The organism is Metabacillus indicus LMG 22858 (genome assembly GCF_000708755.2).
GTDB lineage: Bacteria > Bacillota > Bacilli > Bacillales > Bacillaceae > Bacillus_P > Bacillus_P indicus.
In genome coordinates this window covers 735,472-746,872 of the sequence record NZ_JGVU02000002.1, presented here as the reverse complement: position 1 = coordinate 746,872, position 11,401 = coordinate 735,472, and the positions used below count along the sequence as shown (strand labels likewise).

General features: G+C 45.0%; 12 protein-coding genes. 10 read left to right on the top strand and 2 right to left on the bottom strand.

The window, feature by feature from the left end; translation table 11 throughout:
- The first annotated feature begins 60 nt into the window (after positions 1–60).
- On the top strand, positions 61–915 hold the full coding sequence (gene ablB, locus AZ46_RS06880) for a putative beta-lysine N-acetyltransferase (protein WP_035319141.1): 855 nt from the start codon (positions 61–63) through the stop codon (positions 913–915).
- Between the two features lie 34 nt (positions 916–949).
- Positions 950–2,356, top strand: coding sequence for a sigma-54 interaction domain-containing protein (locus AZ46_RS06875; protein ID WP_029280719.1), 1,407 nt, complete (start codon positions 950–952; stop codon positions 2,354–2,356).
- A 283-nt stretch (positions 2,357–2,639) separates the two neighbouring features.
- Here the strand turns inward: AZ46_RS06875 and AZ46_RS06865 are convergent, their stop codons facing one another.
- Positions 2,640–2,924, bottom strand: coding sequence for a hypothetical protein (locus AZ46_RS06865; protein WP_029280722.1), 285 nt, complete (start codon positions 2,922–2,924; stop codon positions 2,640–2,642).
- Positions 2,925–3,029: 105 nt separating this feature from the next.
- Between AZ46_RS06865 and kamA the strand changes: the two genes are divergently transcribed.
- The 8 genes from kamA (at position 3,030) to AZ46_RS06825 (ending at position 10,758) form a co-directional block, all read left to right on the top strand.
- Complete coding sequence (gene kamA, locus AZ46_RS06860) at positions 3,030–4,442, top strand: lysine 2,3-aminomutase (protein WP_029280724.1); 1,413 nt, start codon at positions 3,030–3,032, stop codon at positions 4,440–4,442.
- On the top strand, positions 4,435–4,716 hold the full coding sequence (locus tag AZ46_RS06855) for a YokU family protein (RefSeq protein ID WP_029280726.1): 282 nt from the start codon (positions 4,435–4,437) through the stop codon (positions 4,714–4,716). The genes kamA and AZ46_RS06855 overlap by 8 nt, the downstream gene beginning before the upstream one ends.
- 84 nt (positions 4,717–4,800) lie before the next feature.
- On the top strand, positions 4,801–5,034 hold the full coding sequence (locus AZ46_RS06850; RefSeq protein ID WP_029280728.1) for a YozE family protein: 234 nt from the start codon (positions 4,801–4,803) through the stop codon (positions 5,032–5,034).
- A gap of 149 nt (positions 5,035–5,183) precedes the next feature.
- Positions 5,184–5,609, top strand: coding sequence for a MarR family winged helix-turn-helix transcriptional regulator (locus AZ46_RS06845; RefSeq protein ID WP_029280729.1), 426 nt, complete (start codon positions 5,184–5,186; stop codon positions 5,607–5,609).
- 10 nt (positions 5,610–5,619) lie between these two features.
- Complete coding sequence (locus AZ46_RS06840; RefSeq protein ID WP_029280731.1) at positions 5,620–7,248, top strand: MDR family MFS transporter; 1,629 nt, start codon at positions 5,620–5,622, stop codon at positions 7,246–7,248.
- A 168-nt stretch (positions 7,249–7,416) separates the two neighbouring features.
- Positions 7,417–7,710, top strand: coding sequence for a DUF3817 domain-containing protein (locus AZ46_RS06835; RefSeq protein ID WP_029280732.1), 294 nt, complete (start codon positions 7,417–7,419; stop codon positions 7,708–7,710).
- 194 nt (positions 7,711–7,904) lie between these two features.
- A complete protein-coding gene (locus AZ46_RS06830) occupies positions 7,905–9,368 on the top strand; it encodes an alpha/beta hydrolase (protein ID WP_412768598.1) in 1,464 nt (487 codons plus the stop codon).
- A 232-nt stretch (positions 9,369–9,600) separates the two neighbouring features.
- On the top strand, positions 9,601–10,758 hold the full coding sequence (locus tag AZ46_RS06825; protein ID WP_029565881.1) for an MFS transporter: 1,158 nt from the start codon (positions 9,601–9,603) through the stop codon (positions 10,756–10,758).
- A 24-nt stretch (positions 10,759–10,782) separates the two neighbouring features.
- Here the strand turns inward: AZ46_RS06825 and AZ46_RS06820 are convergent, their stop codons facing one another.
- Positions 10,783–11,352: a GNAT family N-acetyltransferase gene (locus AZ46_RS06820; protein ID WP_029280736.1), complete on the bottom strand. Its 570-nt coding sequence runs from the start codon at positions 11,350–11,352 to the stop codon at positions 10,783–10,785.
- Positions 11,353–11,401 lie beyond the last annotated feature (49 nt).

The following is an 11,401-nucleotide window of genomic DNA, read 5'->3' as shown; positions in this document are numbered from 1 at the left end:
GAAGAATGAGTGCGATTTCTGCACTCTTTTTTTCTGGAGTGAACAAAAGGGGGAAAGAGCGTGAACGAATATAAAACAGAGGAAAAAGAACTGGAAGGCATCTCATACAGGGCGACAGCGGTTTTTGACCATTTTAACAGCCGGATGAGAATTGATGATTACCGGGGAAATATGGAAGATCTCCTTGCTGATGCAGAAAAAGCCGCTTTGAACAAAGGTTTCACAAAGTTGATTGTAAAGGGAAAAAGCTCGTCGATTGAAGAGCTTCTTAACAAACAATATCAGCTCGAAGCGGTCATCAGAGGATATTTCCACGGTGACCCCGCCTGTTTTTTTACAAAATATTTCAGCGAGGACAGAAGAACTACAACGGCATGGACGGAGCAGGACAGCATGATGAGTGCCATATATCAGAAAGAAAAGTCGGCATGTCCGGACACGTCAGATTTTATATTCCGGAAAGCGGAAGAAAAGGACGCAGAAGGGCTGGCTTCTCTTTACCAAACGGTATTCGAAGTGTATCCGACTCCTCTTCATTCTCCGGATTATATTGTAAAGACAATGAAAGAAGGAACGATTTATTTACTGGCCGAAGAGAATTTGAAGATCGTTAGTGCAGCATCAGCGGAGCTGAACAGATTTTATCATAATGCAGAACTGACAGACTGTGCTACGCTTCCTGAAGCGAGAAAGCACCGGCTTATGAGAACACTGCTGCTGAAGCTTGAAGACGTGCTCAGGAAAGAGGGCATTTACTGTGCCTATTCTATCGCAAGGGCGGCCTCTTTCGGGATGAACGCGGTGCTTTATCAGCTGGATTATGATTATACCGGCAGGCTCACAAATAACTGCATCATCAGCACGGACTATGAAAATATGAATGTATGGTGTAAAGACCTGTCTGCCGGAAAATGAGCATTTGCTGCCGAAAAGCTGGCACTGAGGAGGAATTTCATTGGCAGACCAAACTAGAGAGAAAATCATTCAGCATATTTTAGAAACAATTGATGAGGGCATTCATGCGGTTGATGAAAAAGGGATGACGGTTTTCTACAATGAGATTGCAGCCTATCACGACGGACTGAAACCGGAAGAAGTCCTGGGGAAACATTTATTTGACGCTTTTCCCTCTCTGTCAGAAGAAACAAGCACCCTTCTAAAGGCGATCAGGACGAAAAAGCCGATTTACCATCACTCGCAGACCTACATAAATGTAAAAGGCGAAAAAATTGAAACCGTGAATACAAGCCTGCCCATTTTATCAGGAAACACTGTCATCGGAGCAGTTGAAATTGCAAAGGACTTTTCTGCCATCAAACAGCTGACAGAAAGACTGGCAGACCTTCAATCAAGAATATCGTCACCCGTTAGAGCAAAAGCTGTCAACGGCACCGTGTACAGGCTAGAAGACATACTGACAGTCAGCAGCAATCTGCTCCGTGTAAAAGAACTGATAAAAAAGGCCGCAAGAACATCTTCCAATCTGCTTGTCTACGGGGAAACAGGAACGGGAAAAGAATTGGTTGTTCAGGCGGTGCATAATGAATCTGCGCGAAGACAGTCACCTTTTATTGCACAAAACTGTGCCGCCCTTCCGGAAGCCCTGCTTGAGAGCCTGCTGTTTGGCACGGTGAAAGGGAGCTATACAGGCGCTGCAGACCGGGCTGGTTTATTTGAGCTTTCCCACGGAGGCACTCTCTTTTTGGATGAACTTCAGTCGATGCCCCTGAACCTGCAGGCAAAGCTTCTTCGCGTCATTGACGACGGGGCAATCAGAAGAATCGGCAGCAGCAGGGCTATAAACGTTGATGTCCGAGTGGTTGCCGCCATGAATATCCCGCCTGAGCAATGTTTAAAAGAACATAAGATAAGAGAAGATCTTTATTTCAGGCTTAATGTGTTCGGCCTCAGCCTTCCTCCCCTCAGGGAGAGACCAGCAGACATCCCGCTCCTTTCGGCTGCTTTTATCAAAAAATACAATCAGGAATTCGGCAAACGTGTATCAGGCCTATCAAAAGAGACGGAGAGCCTGCTTGGCAGAAAGCGCTGGCGGGGCAATGTGCGGGAACTCAAACATTGCCTGGAATTTGCAATGAACATGTGTGATGAAGGGCAGATTCTGCCGAGCCACCTCCCGCCGTACTTGATGAATGAGGATGAATCAGATGAAAGAGGCGGCTCCCTGCAAAGCAGGCTGTCAAAATATGAATGCAAGCTGATCTTTGATGCAATGGAACAAACAGATGGGAATGTCATGAAAGCTGCAAAGCTTCTCGGCATCCCAAGACAAACCCTGCAGTACAAGCTCAAAAAATATCTTAGTGACCAATATTCGGCAGTGGAATCAAAGGGGTAGGGGGAGTTTGGGGTGGGGTTGGGTGGTATTTTTGTGGAGGGCAAAATAAATTATTTTTAAAGCTAAGCCCGGATTTTTCCTTGGATTTCTTATCTGATTGAAAGGGTTGGACAGTCGGCTCCGCTTTTCGCATTGTCTAGCTCCAGCGCTCAGCTCCTCTGTCAGAACGGAATTGTCTGCAAAGGCAAAAAGCGCCTTTTCCGCCACTTCCTTATCTGACTCCCGGAGCTAAACGAGCGCTTCCGCTTTTCGTATTGTCCAGCTCCATCAGCCAACTCCTCTGTCAGAACAAAATCGCCCAAAAAGGCAAACCCGGCCTTTCTGGTCGATTTCTTTTCTGCCTATCGGAGCTAACCGGCTGATTCCGCTTTTCGTGTTGTCCAGCTCCATCGCCCAACTCCTCTGTCAGAACAAAATCGCCCAAAAAGGCAAACCCGGCCTTTCTGATCGATTTCTTTTCTGACTGAAAGGGCAGTCGGCTCCGCTTTTCGCATTGTCTAGCTCCAGCGCTCAGCTCCTCTGCCAGAACGGAACTGTCGGTAAAGGCAAAAAGCGCCTTTTCCGCCACTTCCTTATCTGACTCCCGGAGCTAAACGAGCGCTTCCGCTTTTCGAGTCACGCTGGCACGCTTTTTGCATGTAATAGTGGTAAAGACCGAAATGGGGGAACTGCTGTGAGATACGACTTGTATAAGCCGAAACGCCATTGGAAAGATATTGAGCTTTGGAAAGATGTGACGGAAGAGCAGTGGAATGACTGGCTGTGGCAGCTGACGAACACGATCCGGACACTCGGAGATTTGAAAAAAGTTGTGAACTTGACTCCTGATGAAGAGGAAGGAGTCAAAATTTCTACGAAAACCATTCCTTTAAATATTACTCCATACTACGCCTGGCTGATGAACGAAGATGATCCGAGGTGCCCGATCCGCATGCAGTCGGTGCCGATTTCACAGGAGCTGAATAAAACAAAGTATGACCTGGAAGATCCGCTGCATGAAGATGAAGATTCTCCTGTACCCGGCCTGACCCACCGCTATCCGGACCGTGTTCTATTCCTGGTGACAAATCAATGCTCCATGTATTGCCGTTACTGTACAAGAAGACGTTTTTCAGGACAAATCGGCATGGGTGTGCCAAAGAAACAGCTTGACGATGCCATCGCCTATATTGCTCAAACACCGGAAGTGCGGGATGTCCTCATTTCAGGCGGTGACGGTCTTTTAATCAATGACACCATTTTAGAGTACATTTTAAAGAACCTGAGAGCCATTGATCACGTTGAAATTATCCGGATTGGCACTCGTGCTCCGGTCGTATTTCCGCAGCGCATTACCGAAAATCTCTGCAATATCCTGAAGAAATACCATCCAATCTGGCTGAATACCCATTTCAATACATCGATCGAAATTACAGAAGAGTCCAAAAAGGCTTGTGAGATGCTCGCTAATGCAGGTGTGCCTGTCGGCAATCAGGCAGTTATCCTTGCCGGCATCAATGACAGCGTACAAATTATGAAAAAGCTCATGCACGATTTAGTAAAGATCAGAGTCCGCCCGTATTACATTTACCAATGTGATCTTTCTGAAGGCATCGGCCATTTTCGTGCACCTGTTTCAAAAGGGCTTGAAATTATTGAAGGCCTGAGAGGTCATACAAGCGGTTATGCCGTGCCGACATTCGTAGTGGATGCACCGGGAGGCGGAGGGAAAATCGCTTTGCAGCCAAACTATCTGATTTCCCAAAGTCCGGGAAAAGTCGTTCTTCGAAACTTCGAAGGTGTGATCACAACGTATCCGGAGCCGGAGAATTATGTCCCGGGACTTGCTGAAGATTATTTCAATGAAATCTATCCGGACTCAGATTCGAAAAAATCATTGTCAGGCATTGCAGGTTTATATGAAGATGCACAGTTTAACCTGATTCCTGAGGGCATCGGACGCATCAGCCGAAGAAAAACGTTTGAAACGAATCCCGAGCATGCAAGCTTAAAGAACAAGCGGGAAAAGCGGGACGAATTAAAAGAGAAAAAGTACCGTGCCCAGCTTTTAAAATCCGAAGATAAGAAGGCGGCAGAAAATGAGTGAGCGCTGCGAGTGGTGTGAATCGGAAAAGGCCGTAAAAACAAGCAACCTTGTTCACTGGGAGCTGCCCGATGGATCACGGGCCATCGAAATTTCTGAAACGCCCTGTACGGAATGTCCAGATTGCGGCATCAGCTATCAGAGCGAGGATACAATTAATGAAATCGAAAATCAGCTCCTCCTGATTAATGTGAAAGAACTGCCAAACCGGGTCAATTTTGATGAGCTCATGAAATGGAAGCGCCATTTAAAGCGAAATTATTTTGACTTTACGTGAAACCTCAGAGAATTCTGAGGTTTTCTTCTTGTCCAATCCACGTTATAATAGGGGCACTTTACAAACCCAACGGAGGGGACCCGCATGAAATCTTTTTATCACTACCTGATGAAATTCAGGCATCCAAAGCCTCAGGATGACATCAGCCGTTTTGCCAATGATGCTTACGATGATCACAGCTTTCCAAAATCATCCGACGATTACCACGAAATCAGCTCATACCTCGAGCTTAACGGCTCATACCTCCCGGGTCTTGTCGTATTTGATGACGCCTGGGACTTGTATGAAGCGGAAATAGTAAAAAAATCAGCATTTTGAGAGCAGTCCTGGCCAGGGCTGTTTTTTTTGCTTTAAAGAAATGTTGTTATGCTTTATTCCTTGACAACTTTTCAGCTCCGTCATATAGTTAATAAAGTTAATAGTTAAGTAAGTTAAGTATTAAATTGATTTGGAAACGGGAGGGGAACATGAATACACGCCAGGAGCTCACCTACGAATTTCTCTCGAATTACAGAAAGCTGAACAAGATGACCAGGGCACATTTGAATGACATGCTTGAACCCATGCTGCCGTTCAATGAATTTATGGTGCTTCGGCTCGTGCATGAACAGGATCATCCAAATGTCAGCCGGATTGCAGATCTGCTGAGCGTTTCGTGCAGTCATATTACATCAGTCAGTGAACGGCTGATAAAAAAAGGCTACTTAACACGTGTCAGGGCAAGTGACGACAGACGAGTTGTCCTTCTTCAGCTGACGGAAGAAGGAGAGAGAGTGGCAAGAACAGTAGAGGCGACCATCACAGAATACTTTCACCGGAAACTGGAAAACGTAACCGATGATGAAATGATTGTATTTAATCGCCTTTTAAAAAAATTATTAGAAGAAAACTAGAGGTGGAATCATGGAACATTTAAGTCATAAAGAAAAAATAACGATAATGATTGCCATCATTGCAGCGATGTTTTTTGCGGCAGTAAATCAGACAATTGTAGGGAATGCTCTTCCAAAAATCATTTCAGAGCTTGGAGGGCTTGATTATTACAGCTGGGTTTTCACCATCTATATGCTGACAAGTGCAATTACAACCATTCTTGTCGGAAAGCTATCAGATATGTATGGAAGGAAACCTTTCATTATCATCGGGATCATCATTTTTTCTATTGGAGCCTTTCTTGCAGGTACATCAACTGACATTATTCAGCTGATCAGCTACCGCGGGATTCAGGGCTTTGGAGCAGGTATGATCATGTCAACTGCCTTTACGGCTGTAGGGGATTTATTTGCTCCAAGAGAGCGGGGCAAGTGGCAGGGTGCCATGAGTGCCGTGTTCGGGGTTTCAAGTGTATTCGGACCGACGCTCGGCGGATACATTGTCGATAACCTTGAATGGAAGTGGGTATTCTGGGTTTTCCTTCCGCTTGGAATTGTCGCGCTCGTACTTATCTGGAAGCTTTTCCCGTCCACGGAGAAAAAGCCCGGCCAGAAGGTTGATTATCTTGGATCGTTATTCCTTTCATCAGCCATTGTTGCAGCACTTCTCGCGTTCTCATGGGCAGGAACGAAATATGACTGGGGCTCAGCACAAATCCTTTCTCTATTCGCGGCAGCAGCTCTGTCCGTGATCATCTTTATTTTAGTCGAACGAAAAGCTGTCAGCCCGATTCTGCCGCTCGATCTGTTTAAAAACAGCATCTTCACCATTTCAAATGTCATCGGGTTTGTCATTGGGGTCTCCATGTTCGGAGGTGTCATGTATGTTCCTTATTTCATTCAGGGTGTACTCGGCTACTCGGCTACTCATTCCAGCTTCCTGACAATGTCCATGACGCTCGGCCTTGTGTTTGCAAGTGCTCTTGGCGGACAGATTATTTCTAAAACAGGAAAGTACAAACTGCAGGCAATCATCGGGCTGTGCATATCTGCAGCAGGCCTTTACCTGCTGTCAACCATGACGGTAGACACCTCGCAGTATTTGCTCGTATTTTACCTGACACTTGTCGGATTTGGCATCGGAATTGGCATGACTGTCTTTACGCTTACAGTGCAAAATGCGGTAGAGCAGAAGCTGCTTGGTGTCGCAACGGCATCCTCACAGCTGTTCCGTTCCGTCGGGGGGACTGTTGGAGTTGCCATCATGGGAACACTTCTTAATTCGCGCATGCAGGATAAAATGGCTTCAATGAGCAGCGCCAGTGACACGAATCAGATGGCAGCATCACCTGAGCTTGCGGGGAAACTTCAATCTCTGCAAAACCCTCAGCTGCTGCTTGATCATGAGAAGCTTGACGGCTTAAAGAACACACTTCCTCCTGAAGCGGTGCCTTTCTTTGAAAACGTCATCCGTCAGCTGCAGGATTCCCTCAGCTACGCGTTATCCGGTGTTTTCATCTTCGTGACGATTACAATGGCGCTTGCGATTCTCTTAACCTTCTTTATTAAAGAAATTCCATTAAGAAGTGCAAAGGATCAGCCTTCAGTAAAAAAAGAAAAAGCAATAAAAACCGGAGAACTGCAGGGCAGCGAAAACTAATGGAAACCAAGGTGCATGAGCACCTTGGTTTTTCCTGCGTGAAGAGGTATAAAGCGGTGCAGTGGACATACATATAGAATTGAACATTCTATGACGTCTGTCCGGGAAGAGTGGTTTTTGCTAAAATCCTGCTTTATAATGAAGAAAAAAGTTGATGGAGGAACACCTATGCCTCAAACACCGATTGAGCGTTTCAGATTTATGGGATTCATTGAAGGAGCTTCGCTGCTTATCCTTCTCTTTATTGCCATGCCGCTGAAGTACTGGGCGGATATTCCAATGGCCGTTACGATTGTCGGCTCATTGCACGGATTCTTCTTTATTGCCTACCTCCTGATCATTGCATATACAACGTATAAAATCAGATGGTCTTTTGCCTGGGTATTCAGTGCAGTGGCTGTTGCATTTATTCCATTTGGGAATATGGTTCTTGATTCAAGACTAAAAAAAGCCAATTTATAGTTAAAGAGATAACCCAAATACGGGTTATTTTTTTGCTTTTTATAGTTGCATCTTTCGTCCCATGCCCTACGCTCCCAAAAAGAGTAAACTGAGTATGTTCGGTTTACAGAAAATTCTAAAAAGGGTGTGGTTGTTTGAGGAGAAAAATGATAGCGGTTACATTATCAGCAGCACTGCTTGCGCCTATTATCCCCATGACAAATGAGCCTGCCAAAGTGTCTGCCGCACAAGAAGCTTCTATTCCTGATGCACACAGCTTGAAAAAAACTTATTTTGACGGAATAAATGAGAATTATTTAACGACAAAGAATCCCGTTCAATATCAGCAGGCAACTCTTTTTGGGAATCTCGGATTGACGCCGCATTTGTGGGGGAGTGCAGAAGATGAAACAGGCTGGCACAAAATGTACAATCCAGCCCCAGTCACCGGAACTCAGGTTAATGGAGCATTTGAGGATGCACAATTTGTGATCCGGATTCCCGATAACTGGAACGGGAAACTGGTATCTGCCGGAATTCCTGCAACGCGCAATGAAACCTCGACAGACTTGCTCTTCAGTGATTTTGTCCTGGAAAAAGGATACGCTTTTGCGGCCATTGATAAGGGAACACAAGGTAGATTAGATCCTGCAGATCCATTTGCAAAAGCAAAAAATGCTCTTGTTGAAGAAGATGATTCGGTTGCCGAATGGCACAAAAGGTACCGGCAGATAACGGCGTCAGCTCAAGCTTACCTCCAGGAAAATTATGCGGACAAGCTTATCTCGCCTAAAGACAAGTCAAATCCTGCGCATCACCTTATTAGAAAAAACCACCGTGTTCCTACATATGCAATTGGAATTTCAAACGGAGGGTATGTGGTCAGGTACGCGCTTGAGCATGACGGGCGCCAGAAAAAAGAAGACAGGCTGTTTGATGGCGGCGTTGACTGGGAAGGTGTTCTCTGGACAGAGAAGCAGCCCAACCTGATTTCCTCTTTGACAGCGGTTGTCAATCATGCCGAGCCTGCCATATACGGCAGTGGAAAAGAGAAAGAAAAAGCGGTAAAAGAGTTGTATAAAGCAGGGGTTCCAAAAGGATCAGAAGCATTATGGAGCTATCATGACCAGGTGTACTGGTTTATTACTGCAAATATTTACCGCGATCATTTTGATCCTAATGCACCTGAACGGATTGACTGGAAAAATTACTTGAATTTTATTAATGGAGTGAGAGACCGAACCTATGACTCTATTTTCGAAAACTACCGCTATCCATCCCGTCCTAAAAGCGTAAAAGAAAGCATTAAAGAGGTTGCGAACACGGGAGGTATCGATGTTCCGCTTATCAGTTTTACGGGTACCCTTGACACTCTGATTTTCCCTGACATTCATGCAGCGGGATATGAGAAGCTTGTTAAAAAAGCAGGGAAGGATAAACTGCACCGCATGTATTACATTGAAAATGGCAATCATGTCGACAGCTTGGTCTGGAATGCTTCAACGGATGCCGGGAAGAAGCTCCAGCCGCTTTTGCCGTATGCCCATCAATCCTTTGATTTACTTACAGACTGGGTGGAGAACGGCGCAAGGCCTCCAGAAAGCAAGAACATTCCCGCACCGGCGGATCCAGTTAAGGTCATTGATTTAAAAACTGGAAAAGAGACAGATCCGTATTGAAAATTGACAGAATCCCGTTCATATACGGGATTTTTTGCTTTATCTTTGGAAATGTATAAATTATCCTTTCGAAATTTTCTGTCAATAATTCACGGAGCTAAATCAGTATAATCCAGACGCTGTCTGTGCTATTATTTAGGAATGCGAAATATATTGGCAGATACACAGATAATTTAGGAGAGATAAAGTGAGTACATTAGTAAAAGCACCGCTGTGGACAAAGTCGTTTGTGATGCTCATGGTTGGAAATTTGTTTATTTTTATGTCGTTTCAGATGCTGATCCCGACACTTCCGCCCTACATAAAGTCTCTTGGGGCCTCAGGTCTTGAGATCGGGCTTGTGACTGCACTGTTTTCAATAGGCGCTGTATTAAGCAGGCCGTTTATAGGCTATATGCTCGAATACCGGACACGCAAGCCGCTCGTGCTTGCCGGAGCTGCAGCCCTTCTTGCCATTACCATCGTATATCCGTTATCGAGCATGATTTTTATTTTTCTGCTTTTTCGGTTTGTGCATGGTCTTGCCTGGGGGTTTTCAACAACAGTAAACGGTACGGCTGCCGTAGATGTGATTCCGAAATCGCGTCTTGGTGAAGGCATGGGCTATTTTGGCCTGTCCGTTACGCTTGGCATGATTATTGCTCCAAGCCTTGGAATATATCTTTTTGGGGTTACGTCATTTAACAACTTAATTTACATTTCATGTGCACTCGGTCTGATTGCGATTGGATTGCTTGCTGCTGTGCGTTACCATACGCCTCAATCAGTGACGAACACTAAAAAGGAAGATTTAACATTTTCCTATGTTGGTTCGCTTGTTGAAAAATCAAGCTGGTATCCTGCTTTCATAACGATGATCGCGACGTTTGGTTATGGGTCGGTTGTGACATTCATTGTGATATTCGGTGAAGAACGGGGGATTGAGCAGATTTTTCTGTTTTACCTGTTTAATGCCATAATGGCATCTGTTTCAAGACCGATTTCAGGGAAATGGTTTGATCAGAAGGGGCCGAAGGGTTTAATTATTGTATGTTCGGTCTTAACCTTCTCGGGTCTTTGGGTTCTGTCATTCTCCCATACAAATGCAGGAATAGCTGCTGCCGGAATTTTGTTTGGAATCGGCTTTGGTTCCCTGCTTCCGACGCTTCAGTCATGGACGCTCTCCATGACCCCTGACAACAGAAGGGGTGTGGCAAACGGCATGTACTTCTCTGCGATCGATTTTGGAATCGGCTTAAGCGGAATTGTCTTCGGGATTCTTGCTCAGTTTGTCGAAACGGCCGTGCTTTTTCAAATCTCCAGCATTTTTCTGCTTATTCCGGTGGTGCTGACGCTTCTTGAAGAAAAACTAAGCAAAAAAGAGCATTTGGTTTTAAAAGAGAATACGTGATAAAAAAGCAGGTCTGAACATCCATCAGACCTGCTTTTTAGTTGAGTGTTTTTTTTGCTCCCACTCACGTGCAAGCATTCCATATACAGCATGATCAACATAATGATCATACAGCCATTCTGCCTCGCGGATGGTGCCTTCATGCTTATAACCGAGGCGTTCGGGGATGCTTCTGCTTTTCATGTTTTCTACTGCAGCCCTTATTTCTACTTTGTTCAGTCCATATTCATTAAACGCAATCTCAGTCAGTGTTTCCGCCACTTTTGTCATAATGCCGTTGCCTTGAAAATCCTTACCGAGCCAGTATCCGATATAGGCGGTTTTGTTTGGCCAGGTGATGGAATTGAATCCTGCTGTACCCGCTATTTTTCCTTTGAAAAGAATGACTGTGCTTAAGCTTTTATGATCGGCAAATCCACGGAGGGTGCCTTCAATAAATGCCTTTGTATCTTCTTCCTTGACCGTAAAATCAAGCCACGGAAGCCATTCTTTCAGATAACTTCTGGACCCGTCTGTCAGTTCGAACAATTGCTTTGAATCTCTGACATCCGTCAATTTAAGTGAGAGTTCATCATTAATCTTATGTATAAACATTGAAATTCCCCCAATCTTTGTCTATTCGTCTACTATACATAAAAAGAAA

Coding starts and splice junctions, on each gene's coding strand:
- AZ46_RS06855 (WP_029280726.1), top strand. CDS start 4,435: ATGAGTGAGCGCTGCGAGTGGTGTGAATCGGAAAAGGCCGTAAAAACA.
- AZ46_RS06850 (WP_029280728.1), top strand. CDS start 4,801: ATGAAATCTTTTTATCACTACCTGATGAAATTCAGGCATCCAAAGCCT.
- AZ46_RS06845 (WP_029280729.1), top strand. CDS start 5,184: ATGAATACACGCCAGGAGCTCACCTACGAATTTCTCTCGAATTACAGA.
- AZ46_RS06840 (WP_029280731.1), top strand. CDS start 5,620: ATGGAACATTTAAGTCATAAAGAAAAAATAACGATAATGATTGCCATC.
- AZ46_RS06835 (WP_029280732.1), top strand. CDS start 7,417: ATGCCTCAAACACCGATTGAGCGTTTCAGATTTATGGGATTCATTGAA.
- AZ46_RS06830 (WP_412768598.1), top strand. CDS start 7,905: ATGACAAATGAGCCTGCCAAAGTGTCTGCCGCACAAGAAGCTTCTATT.
- AZ46_RS06825 (WP_029565881.1), top strand. CDS start 9,601: ATGCTCATGGTTGGAAATTTGTTTATTTTTATGTCGTTTCAGATGCTG.
- AZ46_RS06820 (WP_029280736.1), bottom strand. CDS start 11,352: ATGTTTATACATAAGATTAATGATGAACTCTCACTTAAATTGACGGAT.